15 protein-coding genes are annotated in these 19,444 nt (G+C 74.2%); 6 read left to right on the forward strand and 9 right to left on the reverse strand.

Annotation, left to right across the window (positions count from 1 at the left end):
* Window positions 1-14: 14 nt before the first annotated feature.
* Together Pdca_RS33250 and Pdca_RS33255 are read left to right on the forward strand one after the other, a co-directional pair.
* Window positions 15-464, forward strand: a complete 450-nt coding sequence (locus Pdca_RS33250) for an acetyltransferase (RefSeq protein WP_232021330.1) — start codon at window positions 15-17, stop codon at window positions 462-464.
* A gap of 83 nt (window positions 465-547) precedes the next feature.
* Window positions 548-2,767, forward strand: coding sequence for a heavy metal translocating P-type ATPase (locus Pdca_RS33255; protein ID WP_166665883.1), 2,220 nt, complete (start codon window positions 548-550; stop codon window positions 2,765-2,767).
* 93 nt (window positions 2,768-2,860) lie between these two features.
* Here Pdca_RS33255 and Pdca_RS33260 read toward each other — a convergent pair whose 3' ends face one another.
* Window positions 2,861-3,184, reverse strand: a complete 324-nt coding sequence (locus Pdca_RS33260; protein ID WP_085915506.1) for a nuclear transport factor 2 family protein — start codon at window positions 3,182-3,184, stop codon at window positions 2,861-2,863.
* A 68-nt stretch (window positions 3,185-3,252) separates the two neighbouring features.
* Between Pdca_RS33260 and Pdca_RS33265 the strand changes: the two genes are divergently transcribed.
* Window positions 3,253-4,074 (forward strand): MerR family transcriptional regulator, encoded by an 822-nt coding sequence (locus Pdca_RS33265; protein ID WP_232021331.1) that lies wholly within the window; start codon window positions 3,253-3,255, stop codon window positions 4,072-4,074.
* A 398-nt stretch (window positions 4,075-4,472) separates the two neighbouring features.
* Here Pdca_RS33265 and Pdca_RS37310 read toward each other — a convergent pair whose 3' ends face one another.
* Window positions 4,473-7,418 carry a LuxR C-terminal-related transcriptional regulator gene (locus Pdca_RS37310; RefSeq protein ID WP_232021332.1) on the reverse strand — a complete coding sequence of 982 codons (2,946 nt, stop codon included), beginning with the start codon at window positions 7,416-7,418 and terminating at the stop codon, window positions 4,473-4,475.
* 102 nt (window positions 7,419-7,520) lie between these two features.
* Here Pdca_RS37310 and Pdca_RS33275 point away from each other — a divergent pair, with 102 nt between their 5' ends.
* Window positions 7,521-8,150 carry an IspD/TarI family cytidylyltransferase gene (locus Pdca_RS33275; protein ID WP_197719873.1) on the forward strand — a complete coding sequence of 210 codons (630 nt, stop codon included), beginning with the start codon at window positions 7,521-7,523 and terminating at the stop codon, window positions 8,148-8,150.
* Between the two features lie 4 nt (window positions 8,151-8,154).
* On the opposite strand, the gene Pdca_RS33280 is transcribed toward Pdca_RS33275, so the two are convergent.
* The gene (locus tag Pdca_RS33280) at window positions 8,155-8,793 is read right to left on the reverse strand and encodes a TetR/AcrR family transcriptional regulator (protein ID WP_125911659.1); all 639 of its coding nucleotides are present in this window, start codon (window positions 8,791-8,793) and stop codon (window positions 8,155-8,157) included.
* 130 nt (window positions 8,794-8,923) lie between these two features.
* On the opposite strand from Pdca_RS33280, the gene Pdca_RS33285 reads away from it, so the two are divergent.
* A complete protein-coding gene (locus Pdca_RS33285) occupies window positions 8,924-10,696 on the forward strand; it encodes a phytoene desaturase family protein (protein WP_085915509.1) in 1,773 nt (590 codons plus the stop codon).
* Here the strand turns inward: Pdca_RS33285 and Pdca_RS33290 are convergent.
* From Pdca_RS33290 to Pdca_RS33300, 3 genes are all read right to left on the reverse strand, one after another.
* Window positions 10,627-11,814 carry a class I SAM-dependent methyltransferase gene (locus tag Pdca_RS33290; RefSeq protein WP_085915510.1) on the reverse strand — a complete coding sequence of 396 codons (1,188 nt, stop codon included), beginning with the start codon at window positions 11,812-11,814 and terminating at the stop codon, window positions 10,627-10,629. The genes Pdca_RS33285 and Pdca_RS33290 overlap by 70 nt on opposite strands.
* A gap of 33 nt (window positions 11,815-11,847) precedes the next feature.
* The gene (locus Pdca_RS33295) at window positions 11,848-12,261 is read right to left on the reverse strand and encodes a hypothetical protein (protein ID WP_125911660.1); all 414 of its coding nucleotides are present in this window, start codon (window positions 12,259-12,261) and stop codon (window positions 11,848-11,850) included.
* Window positions 12,262-12,373: 112 nt separating this feature from the next.
* Window positions 12,374-13,576 (reverse strand): peptidoglycan recognition protein family protein, encoded by a 1,203-nt coding sequence (locus tag Pdca_RS33300; RefSeq protein WP_085915512.1) that lies wholly within the window; start codon window positions 13,574-13,576, stop codon window positions 12,374-12,376.
* A 271-nt stretch (window positions 13,577-13,847) separates the two neighbouring features.
* Between Pdca_RS33300 and Pdca_RS33305 the strand changes: the two genes are divergently transcribed.
* Complete coding sequence (locus tag Pdca_RS33305; protein ID WP_085915513.1) at window positions 13,848-15,686, forward strand: acyl-CoA dehydrogenase; 1,839 nt, start codon at window positions 13,848-13,850, stop codon at window positions 15,684-15,686.
* Between the two features lie 70 nt (window positions 15,687-15,756).
* On the opposite strand, the gene Pdca_RS33310 is transcribed toward Pdca_RS33305, so the two are convergent.
* The 3 genes from Pdca_RS33310 to Pdca_RS33320 form a co-directional block, all read right to left on the reverse strand.
* Entirely contained in the window at window positions 15,757-16,182 is a 426-nt protein-coding gene (locus Pdca_RS33310) for a CBS domain-containing protein (RefSeq protein ID WP_085915514.1), read from the reverse strand.
* A 96-nt stretch (window positions 16,183-16,278) separates the two neighbouring features.
* Window positions 16,279-19,017: a VanW family protein gene (locus Pdca_RS33315; RefSeq protein WP_085915515.1), complete on the reverse strand. Its 2,739-nt coding sequence runs from the start codon at window positions 19,015-19,017 to the stop codon at window positions 16,279-16,281.
* A gap of 73 nt (window positions 19,018-19,090) precedes the next feature.
* Window positions 19,091-19,411 (reverse strand): GroES family chaperonin, encoded by a 321-nt coding sequence (locus Pdca_RS33320; RefSeq protein ID WP_085915516.1) that lies wholly within the window; start codon window positions 19,409-19,411, stop codon window positions 19,091-19,093.
* Window positions 19,412-19,444: the final 33 nt, after the last annotated feature.

Consider the following 19,444-nt stretch of genomic DNA (forward strand, 5'->3'; position numbering starts at 1 on the left):
GGCACGATGCCCGGGTGAACGACGACTCCCTGCTCCTGCGCACCGCCACCGTCCGGGACCGGCCCGCCCTCGTCGGCATCTGGCGGCGTGCCGTGGAGGCGACACACGACTTCCTGACCCGCGGCGACATCGACGAGATCGAGACCGAGGTCCGGACGGCGGCGCTCCCCGGGCTGGACGTCACGCTCGCCGAGCGGGGCGCCGGGATCCCGGCCGGCTGGATCGGGGTGGACGGCACCCGGGTGGAGGCGCTCTTCGTCGACCCGTCCGAGCACCGCCGGGGCGTCGGCACGGCGCTGCTCATCTCCGCGATCGCCACCGTGCCGGAGGTCACCGTCGACGTCAACGAGCAGAACCCGTCGGCGCTCAGGTTCTACCTTCGCCACGGTTTCGTGCAGGTCGGGCGGTCCGAGCGGGACGGGAAGGGCCGCCCGTTCCCGCTGCTGCACCTGCGCAGGGGCTGATGAGGCACCTTCGGTTGAAGAATACCCCCAGGGGGTATATGGTCCGGGCTTCGGAACACACCGATCACCCGGGGCGCCGCACGATGAACCACGCCGATACCGAGCACCATGCCGGCCACACCGACCACGCCGACAGCCGTGCCGGTCGGAGTGCCGGTGCCGAGCATCAGGGGCACGAGCGGCACGCCGATCACACGGACCACGACGGTCATGTGGGGCAGTTCCGGCGACTGTTCTGGATCATGCTCGTGCTGGCGGTGCCGGTGGTCGGCTTCAACGAGATGTTCGCCCACCTCGTCGGTTATCACCTGCCGGACGGAGGGTGGGTCCGGTGGATCTCGCCGGTGCTGGGCACCGTCGTCTACCTCTGGGGTGGCCGGCCGTTCCTGACCGGAGCCGTCGCCGAGATCCGCTCCCGCAGACCGGGAATGATGCTCCTGATCGGACTGGCGATCACGGTCGCGTTCGTCGCGTCCTGGGGTGCCACCCTGTACCTGCTCGACGCCGAACTGAACTTCTGGTGGGAGCTGGCGCTGCTGGTCGTGATCATGCTGCTGGGTCACTGGATCGAGATGCGCTCGCTGGCTCGGACCACCTCCGCGCTGGACTCCCTGGCAGCGCTGCTGCCCGACGAGGCGGAGCGGATCGACGGCGACGACGTCACCCGGGTGGCACCGGCCGAGCTGGCGATCGGCGACGTCGTGCTGGTCCGCCCGGGGTCGGCGGTGCCCGCCGATGGGCGGATCGTCGACGGATCGGCCTCGATGGACGAGTCGATGGTCACCGGCGAATCGCGGACGGTCCGTCGCGACCCGGGCGATCCGGTGGTCGCCGGGACCGTGGCGACCGACTCCGGGCTGCGGGTCGAGGTCACGGCCACCGGCGAGGACACCACCCTCGCCGGTATCCGGAAGCTGGTCGCCGATGCGCAGGCGTCGTCGTCGCGCGCGCAGCGGATCGCGGACACCGCTGCCGGGTGGCTGTTCTGGTTCGCTCTCGGCGCGGCCGCGATCACCGCGCTGGTGTGGTCGGTCATCGGGCTGCCCGACACCGCGGTGGTCCGGACGATCACCGTGCTGGTCATCGCCTGCCCGCACGCCCTGGGGCTCGCGATCCCGCTGGTGGTCTCGATCGCGACCGAACGGGCCGCCCGGGGCGGGGTGCTCGTCACGGACCGTCTCGCGCTGGAGTCGATGCGCACCGTCGACACCGTTCTGTTCGACAAGACCGGCACCCTCACCACCGGGCAGCCGACCGTGACCGGCGTCGAGCCGGCCGGCGGTCGCGAGGCCGACGCCGTGCTCGCACTCGCCGCGGCGGCCGAGGCGGACAGTGAGCACCCGCTGGCCAGGGCGATCGTCGACGCGGCCGGCGCGCGGGGACTCGACGTGCCACGGGCCGTCGGCTTCTCGTCCTCCCCGGCCGTCGGGGTCAGGGCCACCGTCGTGGACGGACCGGTCAGCACAGCAGTGGACGGACCGGTCGGCACAGCAGTGGACGGACCGGTCGACCCCATCGTGGACGGACCGGTCGACACGGCCGTCGACGGACCGGTCGGCGTCGTCGTCGAGGTCGGCGGGCCCCGGCTGCTCGACCGGAACGGCCTGCACGAGCTCCCGATCGCCGATGCGTGGCGGGCCGAGGGCGCGATCATCCTGCACGTCGTCGCCGACGGGCAGTTGATCGGTGCGCTGCGCCTGGCCGACGAGATCCGCCCCGAGTCCCGGGAGGCGGTGGACGCGCTGCACGTCGCGGGCACCCAGGTCGTCATGATCACCGGGGACGCTCCGGCCGTGGCCGGCTACGTCGCCGCGGAGCTCGGGATCGACCGGGTCATCGCCGGTGTCCGCCCGGAGGACAAGGCCTCCGAGGTCGCCGGGCTCCAGGCCGGGGGCCGGAAGGTCGCGATGGTCGGCGACGGCGTCAACGACGCCCCCGCGCTGGCGCAGGCCGACGTCGGCATCGCCATCGGCGCCGGCACCGATGTCGCCATCGGTTCCGCCGGGGTGATCCTGGCCTCCTCCGACCCGCGTTCGGTGCTCTCGGTCATCGACCTCTCCCGGACCTCGTATCGGAAGATGACGCAGAACCTGTGGTGGGCCGCCGGCTACAACCTGATCTCGGTGCCGCTGGCCGCCGGGGTGCTGGCCCCGATCGGGTTCGTGCTGCCGATGAGCGTCGGGGCGATCCTGATGTCCGCCTCCACCGTGGTCGTCGCGCTCAACGCCCAGCTGTTGCGCCGGCTCGATCTCTCGCCACGGACCAGCACCGCCAGGATCCTGGGCCGCGGGTCCCGAGCATGAGTGCCCGGCACCGGGAGAACGCGCGACCGGGGCACACCGGACGACGCTCGGGTCCGGCGCGCCGAGCCGCCCCCGGGCCGGCGGGGCACGGGTTCATCCGGCCGGCCGGATGTGCAGGCTCTCGATCAGCGGGCCGGCGAAGCCGAACCGGAACAGCAGGACGACCGGGCTCCCGGGGAAGTCCCCGCTGATCCGGACCCGGGACAGCAGGCCGTCGCCGTCCGGCCCGGTCTCCAGGACGTCGTGCTGCACCGCGGGTACCGGGGCACGCCAGCGGCGGATCCCCTCCGACCCGCGGTGCTCGTGCCCGTCGTCGGCGACGACGGCGTCGGGGGTGAACAGGGCGACCAGCTCGTCGACGTGTCCCGGGGCGGAGAGTGCGAAGTAGCGGTCGACGAGATCGTGCGGTGCGGTCATCGGGATCCTTCCGTAGGTGGGTCCGGACGACCGTGCCGTCTCTCCCGGGGAGGGTGCAGGCTGGCGCGGTGACCGCACTGCTGAGCATCGGTGATTTCGCCGCCGTCACGCACCTGAGCATCCGGACGCTGCGCCGCTACCACCGGGACGGCCTGCTGGAGCCCGCGCGCGTCGACCCGGGCAACGGCTACCGCTGGTACGGCACCGACCAGATCGCCGACGCCCAGGTGATCCGGCGGTTCCGTGAGCTCGACATGCCGGTGCCCGAGATCGCGCGGATCCTGCGGACCGCCGATCTCGACGCGCGCTCCGCCCTCGTCGCCGGGCACCTGGCCCGGCTGGAGGACCGCCTGACCACGACCCGCAACGCCGTCGCGGCGCTGCGCCGGCTGCTCGACCCGGCGGGCTCACCGGTGGAGATCGTCCGGCGGACCGATCCGGCGCGCCGGGTCGCGGCCGTGCGCGGCGAGACCACCCACGACAGCGCACCGGCCTGGTACGCCCGCGCCGCGGCGGAGATCGACGCCGCCCTGGTCGCGGCCGGGGCACGCCCCGCCGGACCGCCGGGCGGGGAGTACGCGAACGCACTGTTCACCGGGGGCTCCGGGGTCGCGACCGTGTACGTCCCGACCGACCGGGAGATCGACGACGGCCGGGTGCACACCGTCGTGCTGCCGGCGCGGGACCTGGCCGTCACCGTGCACCACGGACCGCACGACGACATCGACGTCACCTACGGACTGCTCGGCAGCCATCTGGCCGAGCACGCGCTGGTGCTGGGCGACGGCGTCGTCGAGACCTACCTGGCCGGGCCGCGGGACACCGCCGATCCGGCGGCGTGGCGCACCGAGATCGGCCGGATCGTGTTCAGCACATCGGCCCGGGGCTGACGCGCCCCGGAGAGGGGCCCGTGAGGGCCCGGGTCGGTCGGGCGCCGCCGGTTCGGCGGCGTAGGTCTGGCCGGTGAGGAGGGGGGGGTAGCCGGAGATCGCTCATCAGGTGAGCGGTTTCCGCCGACAGACGGGGTCCGTCGGTGCCCGGCTGGACCGGGCGTCGAGCGGGCGGGCGACCCCGGGGTGTGTCTGGTTCCGGAATCCGCTCACGTGGTGAGCGGACTCCGGCTGGGGAGGGACCTGGGGGCCACGGGACCGCGCCGGCGATCAGGTGGCCCGGTGAGAGCGTGTTGTGAGATCCGGCCCAGTGATCCACGAAAACGCGCTGGCCGAGCTGGGTGTCGGCAAGGGTGACCGGGTCGCCATCCGGCTGTGTATCGCTGGTTCGCCGGCTCTCAGCCGCGTTCCTCGAGGATCCGGCGGAGCTCGTCGAGAAGCTCGCTGCGGCCGCTGACGCCGAGCCGCTGCCGGATCCGGGCGACGTGGTGCTCTACCGTCTTGGCCGAGATGAACAGGGCCTCGCCGATCTCCTTGTGGGTGCGGCCCTGCACCACCAGCTCGGCGACCTCCAGCTCCCGGTCGGAGAGCAGCGAGGGTGGCGGCTCCACCCGGGCGGCGTCGCCCGCCGCGGCCGCCCGGCCCTGGTCGTGGGCCCCGGCCCCGGTCCCGGCCCGGTCCGGTCCGGCACCGGTGTCGCCGCCGGGGCCGGGTGCGCCGGCGGCCCGGCCGGGCACCGCCCGACCGCCCGATCCCGCGCCGTCCCACGATGTGCCGTCCCACGATGTGCCGTCCGCGCCGGCGGCACCCGATGCCGTGCCCGACGAACCCCTGCCGTCCCGCCCGGTGCCTCCCGGCGCGGCGCGGACCGGCTCGGCGCCGCCCGAGGCGGTGCCGTCGTACGCGGTGCGGCCCGGGGCGGTACCGCCCGGGCCGCTGCCCTGCGGCCCGGATCCGGGGCCGCCGGCGGCCGGTCCACCGGGGCCGGTCGCGGCCGGTCCCCGTGCACCGGCCCTGCCTGCCCCGTCCGCTCCACCGCCCTGCGGCGACGCCGTCCGGACCTCGGCGCCGGCGACCTGCAGGGCCCGTGCACACGCCAGCAGCGCGGACACCGCACGCCGGTCGTCGGTGCGCAGCGCGGCCTGCCCGGCGAGCCGGCCGCCGTCGAACGACAGGCCGACCGCGTGCAGCCCGCGCGCCGCCGCCTCGACCGCCTCGGCGTCGACCCGGCCCTCGATCACCCCGACCCAGTGCGGCGCGGCGGTCGCCATCGCCTGCGCGAACCGGCTCCCGCAGGCGGCCCGTTCCAGGGCCGCGGTCTGCTCGCGGGCCGCATCGGCGTCGTCCACCAGGATCGCGGCCTGCAGCTGCGCCCAGTGCAGCGGCGCGGCCCAGAGCGCGGGGCGGCCGAGCTGGTCCAGCAGCGTCTGCGCCTCGTCCAGGTGCGGGCGCACCCAGCTCTCCTCGCGCAGCCGGGTCGCCGCGGTGACCAGCTCGCCGAGCGGCTGCAGCACGAACAGATCCACCGGATGCCGGACGATCGCCTGCCGGGCCCTGGTCCAGGCCCGCATCAGCGCACCCAGGTCGGAGTTGCGGCGGGCGATCGCGACCTGCAGGGCCGCGGCCAGGAACTCGTCACGCGGTTCCAGCGGGCGGCCCGCTGCATCGGCGTCGACCGCGTCGAGCCGCTCGGCGGCCGGGCCGGTGGCGCCGCGCAGCAGCGCGATCCAACCCAGCAGCAGCCGGTGCCGCGACCGCGCCGGGACCCCGCCCAGGCCGGTCCGCAACGCCCGGTCCAGCACCGACGACGCGACGTCGAACTCGCCGGTGTGCACCGCGACCAGCGCGGCGAGCGCGGCCGGGGTGTCCGGCAGCAACGCCGCGCCGTGCGCGCTCTCCAGCAACCCGGCGGCGCGGGCCAGTCCGGACAGCGCCGCGGTCGGGGAGCCCTGCACCGAGTCCAGGATGCCGCGCGCGGTGAGATCGTCGGCGCCGTCGACCAGCGTCGGTGCCCGGCCGGGGACGATCGCGCCTGCGCCGCCGATCTCGCGGGCCTCCTCCCAGGCGCCGGTCCCGATCAGCACCGGGACGGCGGCGGCGGGCAGGCGTTCCCCGGCGACCGCAGCCGTCCACCGGTACAGCTCGGCGCTGCGGGCCAGCAGCCCGCGCCGGGCCAGTACCGCGGCCGCGACCGATCCGGCCCGGACCGCGTCCTCGGGTTCCACGGCGTCGGTCGCGGACAGCACCGCGTCGGCGTGCCCGAGCGCGCCGTCGAGGTCCCCGGCGACCAGGTGCGCCTCGGCCCGCCGGGCGGCCACGGTCAGCGGGGCCGTCCCGGCCGCGACCGCCTCGGCGTAGAAACGGACCGCGTCCGGGTGCTCGGAGCGGGCCGCCTCGACCGCGGCGGCCCGGAACACCGCCGCGGCCCGGTCGCCGGTGGCCCCGGAACCGCGCAGCGTCCGGGCCACGGCGAGCACGCTGCCGCCGCGATCCAGCTCGATCTCGGCCAGCGAGCGACGCAGCTCGGTCCGGCGGGCCGGCGGCACCCGGCCGCGGACGGCGTCGCCGACCAGCGGGACGACCCGGCCGTCCGGGGTGCAGAGACCGGCCGCGACGGCGCGCTGCACCAGCTCGTCCAGCTCGTCGATCCCGCTGCCCGCCGCGTCGGCGAGACCGAGTAGCGGCACCAGTACCTCGCTGTCCTGCGGTGCGCCCAGCGCCGTCGCCGTCACCAGGTCGACGACCCGGCGGTCCTCGGCGTCGATCGCGTAGCCCAGCTGCTCGGCCAGCTCCGGCGGGACGCCCGAGGCGCCCCCGGCCGCCGCGAGCAGCCGGTCGACCAGCAGCGGCGAGCCCGCGGTGCGCTCCAGCACGACCCGGACGGTCTCGTCGGACGGCCGGGAACCGGTGATCAGCACCGCGCGGGCCACCACGCCCGCCGCATCCAGCGAGCCCAGTACCAGCGGCGGCGCGGAGGAGGCGAGGGCCGCCCCGAGCCGGGCGAGCGCCCGCCCGCGCGGCCACGGCCGGAACGCGACGACCAGCCGCGCCCCCGGATCGCCCGCGAACGCGCGGAGCTCGTCGAGGGCCTCGTCGGTGAGCTCGTGCGCGTCGTCGACGACCACCACCCGGCCGGGTTCCGCGCCGGGTGTGCGGGCGACCTCGGCACCGGAGGCGGACCAGACCCGGGACAGCTCCCGCAGCACCACCGACTTCCCGGACCCGGCCGGGCCGGTGACGGCGAGCGTGCGCGGCGCCGTCGGGTCCTCGGCGACCGCACGGACGAGTGCGGTCGAGACCGGTCCACCGGTGAGCGGGGAGGTGGTCGGGGCGGTCGCCGTCACGTCGCTCCTTCTCGCTCCTCACGGGTCCCCCGAACGGGGTGTTCGAGGCTATCGGGTGCGGCGCCCGGACCCCGGCCGGGTCCGGGCAGGATCACCCCTGTGGTGAACGAGGTGTGGGCGATCGTGCTGGCCGGTGGGCGCGGGAACCGCTACGGACGGCTCAAGCAGCTGGAGCAGCTGGCCGGGGCCCGGCTGGTCGACCACACCGTAGCCGCGGCACGCCGGACCTGCGACCGGGTCGCGCTGGTGCTCCCGCCCGGCCTGGAGTGGGACGGCCCGCCGGTGGACGCGCTGGCCGCCGGCGGCGACCACCAGTCCGAGTCGCTGCGCGCCGGCCTGGCCGCCGTACCGGACGACGCCGGGATCCTGGTGCTCGCCGACCCGGCGCACCCGCTCGCCGCGGACCGGATCTTCCGTGACGTCGTCGCCGCGGTCCGCGACGGCGCGGACGGCGCGGTACCGGTCGTCCCGCTGCTGGAGGTGGTGCAGCGGGTGGTGGACGGCGTGGTCGTCGAGACCCTGCCCAAACAGGACGCGGTGCTCACCCAGTCCCCGCAGGCGTTCCGGGCGGACCGGTTGCGCGCGGCGCACGCGGACGCACCGCGGCCGGTGGAGAACTCGGGGATGCTCGCCGCACTCGGGCACCGGATCGTGACGGTGCCGGGGGACCCGGCGAACCTGCACGTCGCGACGGAGGAGGACCTGGCCGTCGTACGGCGGTTGGCGGGCTGACGCGTCAGCGGTCCGGCAGCACGACCAACCCGTCGGCCAGCACCGCCGAGGAGAGTGCCAGCGCGGCCCGGGCGTCGTCGGTGCTCAGCGGCGGACCGACGGTGGGACGGGTGAGCGTCACGACGCCCACCCAGGACCCGATCAGGAAGCGGGCGAACAGCCGCGCGTCGAGTTCGCGGATGTGACCGGTGTCGACGGCGTCCTGCACGACGGCGGTGAACGCGTCGTAGAGCTGCTCGATGTCGGCCCGGATCCGCTCGCGGATCTCCGGCTCGACGCTCTCCGGCGGGTCCATCGTGAGGAAGCGGGCGAGCGAGGGGTGTTCCAGCAGGAGCTCGCGGTACGCCTCGCCGGTCGCGACCATCCGCTCCAGCGGGTCCTGGTCGTCGCGGTAGGCCTCGGCCAGGAACTCCGCCGCCCGGGCGATCCCGCGCTCGGCGACGGCGAGGAGCAGACCGTCCTTGGAGCCGAAATGCGTGTACACCGTCCCGACCGCGACGTCGGCGGTCTCGGCGACCTCCTCGATCCGCATCGAGCCGTACCGGCCGGCCGCGAACATCGCCTCGGCGGCGTCGAGCATCGCCGCACGGTTGCGCTCCCGGCGCCGCTGTACCCGGGGCGACGACCGGTCCGCAGTAGTCACGCCGGCACCCTACCGCCGCCGTATTTGTAGACAAATTCATTTTTGAATCTGCTTGCATATTGTTCGGGGCGACCCTACCGTCGGACGCTCCGACACCGGCGTACGGCCGGGTCCGAAGCTCGGGGGAGCCATGTCGAACCGATACGACACCGTGGTCGTCGGCGCCGGCCTCGGCGGCTGCAGCGCCGCCGCGCACCTGGCGGCCCTCGGGCACCAGGTCCTGCTCGTCGAGCGCTACACCGCGATCGGCGGCAGCTCGCACGTCTTCCGCAGGCAGGGGCGCTGGGAGTTCGACTGCGGCGTGCACTACGTCGGCGACTGCGGCCCCGGCGGCCAGGTCCCCACCCTGCTCCGCGGGCTCGGGCTCGACGACCGGATCGAGTGGCTGCCGCTGGAGCGGTCCGGCTTCGACACGATCGTCGCCCCCGGCGCCGAGGTCCGGGTGCCCGTCGGATGGGACACCTTCGAGCGCAACCTGCTGGACACCTTCCCGGAGGACCGCCGCGGGCTGCGCCGGGTCGTGTCGGTGCTGCGCCGGCTCGGTGAGTCGCTCGACCGCGGCAGCGACCCGGGCTCGGTGACCGCGTTCGGCCGGGCGGTGGCCCGGGCCGGGCGGGCCGCCCCGTTCGCGCTCGCGCCCTACGTGTCACTGCTCGTCGCCGCCGGGCTCCGCCCCAGGACGATGCTGGCGATGTCGGTGCAGAACGGCACCCAGGCCGCCACCCCGACCACGCTCAGCACGCTGGGCCACGCCGCATTCCTGGAGAACTACGTCGGCCGGGGCGCCTACTACCCGCGCGGCGGCGGCCAGATGCTCGCGGCCGGCTTCGCCGAGGTGATCCGCAGCCACGGCGGTGAGATCCGGACCGGCACCGGGGTGGACCGGATCCTGGTCGAGAACCGGCAGGTCACCGGCGTCCGGCTGGAGTCGGGGGAGACCGTGCGGGCGAGCACCGTCGTCTCCGCCATGGACGTCCTGCGCACGTTCCGGGAGCTGATCGGCCCGGAGCACCTGCCGGCCGCCACCCGCGCGCGGGTCCGGAGCTGGACGATGTCCCAGCCGTTGATCAACGGCTTCTTCGGCGTCGATCTCGATCTGTCCGCGGCCCCCAACACCAACCACTTCGTGATCCCCGAGTGGGACGACCTGACCTCGCTGACGGCCCTGAAGCGGCTGGGGGACCGGCTGATCGGCGGCCGCGGACACACCGACGGGCCGGCGTGGGCCCGCGAGTTCGCCCGGAGCCAGCCGATGTTCGTGCAGTCCTCGTCGCGGCGCGACCCGTCGAACCGGCGGGCCGCCCCGGCGCAACACGCCACCATCGAGGTCCAGACCATCGCACCGGCGGACCCGGCGCTCTGGGGGTTCGACGGCGCGGACGTCCGGTCCGGGGGGTACCGGAACGACCCGCGCTACCGGGAGATCAAGAAGATCGTGCTCGACGGCATGCTCGAACGCATGGAACGGGCCTACCCGGGCTCCTCCGGCCGGGTCCGGCTCGCCGAGCTGGGCACCCCGGCGACCCAGGAGCGATTCGTCGGCAACACCGCCGGGGCACCGTTCGGCCTGGCGCCCTCACCGACCCAGACCGGCCCGATGCGGCCCGGCCCGGCGACCCCGATCCGGGGCCTCTACCTGGCCGGGACGAGCACCCCGTGGGGCCCGGCGACCGAGGGCTCGATGGTCAGCGGGCTGCAGGCGGCCGCCGCGATCACCGGCCGGGACCTCCTGGCCGAGGTGCGGGCCGGCGCCGTCCTCGCCGACCGGTCCCTGATGTCGGCATGGCCCGACGACTTCGATCCGCTCGCTGCAGGCCGCGGACCGGCGACCCGTCAGACCGCGAGCAACTCGGTGGATCCCAGCCCGAGCGCGTCCAGTGTGGACCGGACCTCGCCGGTGTAGACCGGGTTCATCAGCAGCACCGACCGCGGTGGCGAGTCCAGCAGGTCCTTCGGCGCGCGGATCGGCAGGCCGAGGCCGCCCATGTAGCGGCCCTGCAGGCCGGGGTTGATGTCGACGACGCCGTGCACCGCACCCGGGCCGCCGGCACCGCCCTCGACGACGTTGAGGAAGGTCAGCCCCTTGGCCCCGCCGCCCCACACCACGATCTCGTCGCCCGCCGCGGCGCGCTCGCCCAGCCAGTCCCGCCAGCGTCCGATCTGGTCCCCGACCCGGGCCGCGAAGTCGTGGCAGGTGGTGCGGAGCCCGTCGAGCAGCTGCTGTTCGAGTCCGGCCGGGCCGGGCGTGCCGTCCGGACCGGCCTCGGCGACGACGTACTGCTCGGCGTAGGTGAGCCGGGTGCGCGGATCGGCGAAGCCCGCGCCGAGCAGGAAGGTGCGCAGGGTCGACGGGGTGAAGTAGGAGCAGTGCTCGTACTGCAGGTCCCAGAACGCGCCCTCGGCCAGGATCCGGCCGAGATCGGGCACCTCGGCCAGCAGCGCCCGGCCGCCTCCCCGGCGGAGCCCGGCGTGCAGCTCCGCACCGAAGCCGGCCAGCGCCGGGATGTGCTCCAGGGTGTGCCGGCAGACCAGCGCGGCGGTGCCCGGCTCGACCTGGTCCCCGGCGAACTCGGCCGGGACCGCGGTGAGCCGCCCGGCGAGCTCCGGGCGGACCCGCTCCGGGACGAAGTGCGGATCGATCCCGGTCACCCGGCCGGCGCCGGCCCTGAGCAGCTCGGCCGCGAAGTCCCCGGACCCGCAACCGACCTCGACGACGTGCGCGCCGGACAACTCGAACCGGGCCACCCAGTCGGCGGCGATCTCCTCGGCGTAGGCGGCGAACCGCGGCGAGTGGTGCTGGGACTCCTCGTGGTCGCCGGAGTAGTCGAGCAGGTCCGGGGCGAAGTCGCGGTTGAAGACGGTCCCGCAGCGCTCACAGAGCACCAGCACCTGGTCGCCGACCGACACGGCGCGGGCCGACGCCGGATCGGGCAGCACCGCGGTCCCGTGCACCGGGAGCCCGGTCACCGAGAAGAACGGCTCGGCGGCAGGGGCATCGCACGCGGGGCAACGGTTGAGCACCCGGCGAGACTAGTGCCTCGTCCCGTCGCCGGTTCAGCCGTTCGTGCGTGCCCGGGGGGCGGCCAGGTGGTCCGAGACCCGCGGGGCGAACGAGGCCAGCGCCGCGACGACGGTCAGCACTCCGGCCGTGACACCGAGCGCGACCAGCACGGCGGGCGCCCCGGACGGGGCGGAGAACGGCCACGGTGTCCCGGGCGGGAGCAGCGCCAGCAGCGCGCCGATCACGCCGGCGACGAGCAGACCGGTCCGGGCACGGGCCCGCCCGGCCAGCATCCGGTGGGCGAGCGCGGCCGGGACGGCCAGCATGATCAGGACGAGTGCGGTGGTGGTGAGCACGCCGCTGACCGGGGGAGTGGTCGCGGCGACCAGTACCGCTGCGACCTGCGTGACGACGGCCGCTGCCCACCAGGCGACGGCGCGGCGCAACTGCGGCGGGGGCTGGTCCATGGCGTCGACCACGATACCCGACAGAACACCTCGTTTCGCCCGAATCGGACGGACGGTCCCGTGCGGACGGACCGGCCCCGCGCCGCGGCCGGGGCCGCGCCGCCGTCCGGGGTCAGCGGTCCAGGACTCCCGGCGGGTCCTCGGCGACCGGCACCGGCGAGCCGCCGGTCCCCAGCAGCCGCTGCCAGACCGGATGGTCGACGACGTCCGGCACGCTCTCCACCTTCCGGTACGCCGCGAGCACCTCGACCGCCCGCGCGGCGTCGCCCTCGGTCCCGGCACGCACGGTGCGGGCGAGCTCCGGCCACGACTCGCCACCGAGGATGCCGTTGACGTCGTCGGCGCGGTGCGCGGTCTGGAACTCGGTGACGGCGGTGACGGTCCGGTCGTCGTAGCGGCCGTCCGGCTTCCCGCGCAGCGTCCCGGCATCGCGCAGCAGGTACTGCGCGGCCTCGACGAGGGCACCGGAGGCGCCCTCGCGCAGCAGCGGCCAGCTCGCCTTCCCGGCCTCGGTCCGGGACAGCCGGCGCCCGAGCAGGCCCGCGACCTCGGAGCGCAGTCGCGGCAGCATGCCGTAGAGCCGGTCCCCGGGGCAGATCGTGTTGCGGTAGTCGCGGTGCCCGTAGAGCTCGGTCGGCGCGATCCCGTACTTCAGGCAGATGTAGGCGCACGTGGCGCGCAGCGAGTTCCACAGCGCAGGGGTCGGTTCGACACCGATGTAGGTGCCCTCGTTCTCGATCCCGATCGCGATCACGTTCTGGCCGGGACTGTGCGCGCCCTCGACCACGCGGCGGCCGCCGTTGAGCTCGCCGAGGCTGTAGAGCCTGCCCTCCATGATGTGCCCGCCGCGCGAGATCGTGAAGTGCTGACCCGAGTCCAGCCACCCGTTGCTGTCCATGTGATACGCCTGGATGCCCCGGGCGAGCCGGTGCGCCGCACCGACGCTGTAGTCGGTGGTGTTCGCCCCGGCGGTGTGGTGCACCAGGATCCGGATCGGCCGCCGGTCCCAGATCTTCGGCGGGAACTTGGGCTTGCGCGCCCCCCACTCGAAGCACCGGGCGATGTACGGGGCGCGGACCGCCTCGGACAGACCGCCGGCCCCGGCCGCCGGCCCGGGCATCCCCTCCGGTCCGGGCACCGACTCCGGCCCCGGCACCCTGGCCGGGCGCGGCCGCGGCGCGGGCTCGGTGGTCGGTGGCTCCGTCGCGTGCGCCCGACCGGCGAGGCCCGGCACGACCAGACCGGCCCCCGCAGCCGCGCCGACCGCCAGCGCTCCCCGCCGGCTCCAGCGCAGTCGCCCCTCCGGATCGCCCATGGTCGTCCGCCCTTCCGGACGAGCACCGCTACCCCTGGCGCCGTCCTGAGTCACATGCGCCACGAGCGTCCCCTGAGCCTCTGGCGTCGCGTCATTCTCAGCTATCACAGTTGATCCGCGACTCGGGCACGCCGGACGAATGCATCACTCGCTCGTGTCGCTGCGCCGGGCGGCAGTCGGCCTTGCCAGTAGTTACCGACCAGTAATACCCTGGCGGCAGTTACCGGCCGGTAATGGAATCGGCCCTGGCAGGAACGGCGGTGAAGGACTGATGGGCCACTACAAGAGCAACCTGCGCGACCTCGAGTTCAACCTCTTCGAGGTCTTCCGGGTGCAGGACCACCTCGGCACCGGGCCGTTCGAGGGGGTCGACCTCGACACCGCCAAGGGCGTGCTGTCCGAGCTGTCCGCCGTGTGCACCGGCCCGCTCGCCGAGCACTACGCCACGATCGACCGCAACCCGCCGGTCTACGACCCGAAGACCTTCTCCGTCAGCACCCCGCAGGAACTCAAGGACGCCTACAAGGTCCTCTGGGACGGCGAGTGGTGGCGCCTCGGCCTGCCGACCGAGCTGGGCGGCTACGGCATCCCGCCGTCCGTGCAGTGGGCCGCCGCCGAGATGATGCTGGGCTCCAACCCGGCCGTCTTCATGTACATGGCCGGGCCGAACTTCGCCGGGATCGTGCACCGCAACGGCACCGACGAGCAGAAGCGCTGGGCCGAGCTCATGATCGACCGGGCCTGGGGCGCCACGATGGTGCTGACCGAGCCGGACGCCGGGTCGGATGTCGGCGCGGGGCGCGCCAAGGCCATCGCGCAGGACGACGGCACCTGGCACATCGAGGGTGTGAAGCGCTTCATCACCTCGGCCGAGCAGGACTTCACCGAGAACATCATGCACCTGGTGCTGGCCCGCCCCGAGGGCGCGAAGCCGGGCACCAAGGGCCTGTCGCTGTTCCTGGTGCCGAAGTTCCACTTCGACACCGAGACCGGCGAGCCCGGTGAGCGCAACGGTGCCTTCGTGACGAACGTCGAGCACAAGATGGGCCTCAAGGCCTCCACCACCTGCGAGCTGACCTTCGGGGCGCACGGCACGCCCGCGGTCGGCTGGCTGCTGGGCGATGTCCACGACGGCATCGCCCAGATGTTCCAGGTCATCGAGTACGCCCGGATGATGGTCGGCACCAAGGCGATCGGCACGCTCTCGGCCGGTTACCTGACCGCGCTGGAGTTCGCCAAGGAGCGGGTGCAGGGCGCCGATCTGACCCGGATGACCGACAAGACCGCGCCGCGGGTGACGATCACCCACCACCCCGACGTCCGGCGCAGCCTGATGCTGCAGAAGGCCTACGCCGAGGGCCTGCGCGCCGTCTACACCTACACCTCGACCTTCCAGGACCGGATCCGGCTCGGCGACGAGGGCGGCGGGATCAGCACCGAGCTGGCCGAGAAGGTCAACGACCTGCTGCTGCCGATCGTGAAGGGGGTCGGCTCGGAGCGGGCCACCGAGCAGCTCGTCCAGTCGCTGCAGACCCTCGGCGGCTCGGGCTTCCTGCAGGACTACGCGATCGAGCAGTACATCCGGGACGCCAAGATCGACTCGCTGTACGAGGGCACGACCGCGATCCAGTCCCTGGACTTCCTGTTCCGCAAGATCGTGCGGGACAACGGCCAGGCGCTGGCGCACGTCGCCGGCGAGGTGGCGGCGTTCGTCGACTCCGACGCGGGCAACGGCCGGCTCAAGGAGGAGCGCGAGCTCCTGCGCACCGCACTCACCGACGTCCAGGGGATGCTCGGCACGCTGACCGGGCACCTGTACGCCTCCGCCGAGGACGTCACGAACCTGTACAAGGTCGGCCAGCACACGGTGCGGCTGCTGATGGCGGTCGGCGACCTGCTCGTCGGCTGGCTGCTGCTCCGGCAGGCGACGGTTGCGCTGGAGGCGCTGGGCCGCGACGGGGCCCCGGCCAAGGACCGGGCGTTCTACGAGGGCAAGGTCGGCGTCGCATCGTTCTTCGCCAAGACCGTGCTTCCCCGCCTGACCTCGGAGAAGGCGATCATCGACAACGCGGACAACGCGCTGATGGAGCTGGACGAGGCCGCGTTCTGATCCGGTCCCGCCGATGAGAGGGCCCCGGGCGCGGACTCCCCGCCCGGGGCCCTCTCACGTTCGGCCTGCGCTACTGGGCGATGTAGCTCTCCAGCTGCTCACGCTCCTGTTCGAGCATGTCGATCCGGGCCTTGACCAGGTCGCCGATCGAGACGATGCCGATCAGCTCTCCGTCGACGACCACCGGGAGGTGCCGGATCCGGCGATCGGTCATGATCCGGCCGAGTTCGCCGACGCCGTCGTCCGGTGAGCAGGTCACCACGTCCGCCGTCATCACCTCGGACACCCGGGCGTCGAGCGACTCGTTGCCTTGCTGATGCAGCCGGCGGACGATGTCGCGCTCCGACACGATCCCCACCAGCCGTCCGGCGTCCACCACGGGCAGGGCACCGAGGTTCACCTCGGCGATGAAGCGCACGACCTCCGTCACCGGAGAGTCCGGCGCCACAGTGGTCACCGCGCTGCCCTTGCCCTTGAGAATGTCCCCGATTCGCATCCGGTAACCCCGATCCCTCGCTCCGACGTCGGCCGAGGGACCAGGGTACGAACGTGACGCACCTCTCGTCAGCTCCAGAGCGGACGGATCACCGGATCAGCCGCCGCAGCGCACGATCGGTTGAGGGTTGTACCGCACCGTCCGCGTCTCCGTCTGCGTCTCGCCCGTCTGCACGTTGCGCATCGTCCGGGTGTCGGTGGCGGTGAAGCCCGGCGCACCGTTGCTCGGGCTGCACGCCTCGCCCGCCGGGATGTCCACGACCTGCGGCTCCGTCGGGTTGGTCCGCGGCCCGGTCGCCGACCCGACCTCCCACATCTTCTGGCCGAGGAAGGTCACCGTGACGTTGCTGGGCGTCCAGTTCGCCCTGATCAACACGGCGGTCGGCCCGTCGTTGCGGAACTTGACGTCGATCAGGTTGTTGAACACCGTCGCCTCACGGGCCACCGGGTAACGGCTGATGTAGTAGCTGTGCTCCTTGTGCTCGACGTCGGTCATCCCGGCGAAGTACGACGCGTTGTACAGCGTCGTGGCGAGCTGGGAGACACCGCCGCCGACACCGCGCGCCGGGTGACCGTCCTCGATGACGCCCGCCTCGACGTAGCCGTTGGCCTCGTTGCGCGGCAGGGTGACCGAGTTGAGGCTGAACGTCTCGCCGGGCGCGACGATCTGGCCGTCCACCGCCTCGGCGGCACGCCGGATGTTCTGTCCCGAGTCGGCGGCGAAACCACCGGTGGTGAAGGTGCTGATCTCGACCGCGTTGCCCAGGGACTCCAGGTCCGCGGTGGTGATCTCGGCGGGCTGCTCCGCGTACACCGCGGGCACCTCGCGCGGGCCCTCGCCGGTGAGGACCGGGAGGACGTTCGCGAACGTCGCCTCGTAGTCGACCCCGCGGCCGTCCTCCGAGGGGATCACCCGCGGCGGGGTGGCCGCGAAGTCCAGCTCGGCGTCGACGCCCGGGCGCTCGGTGTCGGCCAGCTGCGGGGCGGCCGTGTCCTCCAGCGTCTTGGTCGCGATCTCCGGCTTCAGCTTCGCGGTCCCCTCCGGGTCCGCGGTGAAGCTCAGCGACTTGGCGATCTCCTCCGGCGGGATGGTCGCGTTCGCGCCCTCGCCGGTGACGGTGAGCGGACCGGAGACCGCCGGGCGGGCGACCTCGTCGATCGCCTGCTGCACGTCGGCCTGGGTGGTGGCGGGCTGCTCGATGATCAGCGGCAGCTCCACCGGCCGGCCGTCCGCCCAGCGCTGCTCGACGACCCCGACGGCCGCGTCGACGTCCAGCTCCTGGCCGGGCTCGGGCTCCACCGGCCGCGGCTCCAGGCCCTCGAAGGTGACCGAGCCTTCCTTCGGCTCCTTCATCACCAGCGGCGCCATCTGCTCCAGCGCGGTGCGGACGGCCCGGTCGTCGGTGGAGTTGACGACCGGCACGTCCCGGTTGCCGAAGAACGACGAGATGCGGGTGATCGGGTTGAGCGGCTGCTCGCCGGCCTCGTCGAGGGTGCGGTCGTAGTCCACCCGCAGCCCCGCGGCTCGCGGGTCGATCTCGCTCTGGATCTCACCGGCCTGCACCGGCACCGGGGCCGTCGAGCGGGGCTCGATCGCAGCCTGCAGCTTCTCGGTCGCGGCCGCGCGGGACATGCCACCGATCTCCTGGCCGGCGACGACGACCCCGCGCGGGACGCTGCCCGAGGACAGCGCGAGATCACCGACGTATCCGAGTGCCAGCACACCGAGTGCGGCGGCCGCGATGATCAGCGCTTTCGGACGCTTGCGGCCGGACCGGCCCGCATCGTCGCCGTCACCGGTACCGCCGGAACCGGAGCCGGGACCGCCCGGGCCACCGGGCCCGCCGGGCCCACCCGGGCCGGTCGCCGCGGTGCCGCCGCCGAGTGCAGCCGTGCCGCCGCCGAGTGCAGCCGCACCGCCGGTCCGGATCCGTTCGGTCTGCGCACCCGAGCCGCCGGCGTCGGCCTGCGCGGACGCCGGGGTCACCCGGGGCATCACGTGGGTCTGCTGCTCGCTCACCGGTGCGACCCGGACGGTGTCCTGGTCGGTGCCGGCCGGGGCCGCCGGGTGCTGGACGGTCGGGGCATCCGCGGCCTTCGGGGTGGGAGCGGGGACGGTCGGGGAGCCCGGCTGTGCGGAACCTGCGGGCTCGGCGGGGCCGGGACCCGGCTCGGCGCCCTGCTGGGCGGCCGCTCCGCCGACTCCGGCTGCTGCTGCTCCGGCTCCGGCAGCTCCGGCGGCCGGGCCGGGGCGCGGCGCGCCGTCGGGCCGGGCGCCGGTCACCGGCTGGGCGGCGGAACCCGCCTGGGGCCCGTTGCCCCCCTGGGAGCCGTTGCCCGGCTGAGCGCCGCTACCCGGCTGGGGGCCGTTGCCCGGCTGAGCGCCGCCGGTCTGCGGCGGGGCGGTACCCGGGCGCGGAGCGGACGGGGTGGCGGCCGGTCCCGGGGCGGTCGCCCCGTCGGTGCCCGTACCCGTCTGATCCGGCCCGGCGGCCGGGGTACCGGCCTGCGGGTGGGCTGCGGCGGCCTGGCCGGCGACCGCCCTGGCCGCCGGGGAATCCGCGGGCGCCTGCTCGACGGCCTCGGCGGGATCGACGGGGCGCGGCCCCGGCGAGGGACGCCCGGCTGCGGGCGGCGCGGTCGGTGCGGCTCCGTCGGCCTGCGGTGCGGGGACGGGGCGGGGGGACGGGCGGCGGGCCGGCATCACCGGCCGACCGGACGACTCCGTGGTCTCAGGACCCCCACCGGCCTCGTCACCGTCTCCCGTCGCCGGATCCGGTGCGGATGTCACCGGCTGCTCGGTGTCCTCGCCGGACGGGGACTGACGCTCGGGCATGACGTCGGACTTCCTTTCCGCACTGCCGTGGTTCCTGCCGGTTCCGCGCCGCGCAGGGCCGGCGGAACCAGGGTCAGAGGTAGAGACCGGTCCCGTACTGGGCAGCCTCGCTGGCCACCGCGTGCAGGTCCCGCTCGCGCATCACCAGATGGGCGACCCCACCGATCTCGACCTCGTACTGGTCGTCGGTGGCGAGAAGGACACGATCGCCGGCTTTCACCGTGCGGACGTGCTGCCCCACCCCGACCACCTCTCCCCAGACCAGACGCTTGGCGACCTGCGCGGTTGCCGGGATCACGATTCCGGCCGAGCTCCGTCGCTCACCGGCACCCTCGATCGCCTTGATCATGACGCGGTCATGAAGCATCTGGATCTCGAGTTTGGGCTCGGCCACCCGCAAGATGCTACGGCCCCGCTGGGGCGCCCC

It is taken from the genome of Pseudonocardia autotrophica (assembly GCF_003945385.1).
GTDB classification, from domain to species: domain Bacteria; phylum Actinomycetota; class Actinomycetes; order Mycobacteriales; family Pseudonocardiaceae; genus Pseudonocardia; species Pseudonocardia autotrophica.

What these genes read in the sequence shown, in the direction of transcription:
- Pdca_RS33255 (WP_166665883.1), top strand. Translation starts at nt 548, where the DNA reads ATGAACCACGCCGATACCGAGCACCATGCCGGCCACACCGACCACGCC.
- Pdca_RS33295 (WP_125911660.1), bottom strand. Translation starts at nt 12,261, where the DNA reads ATGGACCAGCCCCCGCCGCAGTTGCGCCGCGCCGTCGCCTGGTGGGCA.
- Pdca_RS33305 (WP_085915513.1), top strand. Translation starts at nt 13,848, where the DNA reads ATGGGCCACTACAAGAGCAACCTGCGCGACCTCGAGTTCAACCTCTTC.
- Pdca_RS33285 (WP_085915509.1), top strand. Translation starts at nt 8,924, where the DNA reads ATGTCGAACCGATACGACACCGTGGTCGTCGGCGCCGGCCTCGGCGGC.
- Pdca_RS33260 (WP_085915506.1), bottom strand. Translation starts at nt 3,184, where the DNA reads ATGACCGCACCGCACGATCTCGTCGACCGCTACTTCGCACTCTCCGCC.
- Pdca_RS33310 (WP_085915514.1), bottom strand. Translation starts at nt 16,182, where the DNA reads ATGCGAATCGGGGACATTCTCAAGGGCAAGGGCAGCGCGGTGACCACT.
- Pdca_RS33315 (WP_085915515.1), bottom strand. Translation starts at nt 19,017, where the DNA reads ATGCCCGAGCGTCAGTCCCCGTCCGGCGAGGACACCGAGCAGCCGGTG.
- Pdca_RS33300 (WP_085915512.1), bottom strand. Translation starts at nt 13,576, where the DNA reads ATGGGCGATCCGGAGGGGCGACTGCGCTGGAGCCGGCGGGGAGCGCTG.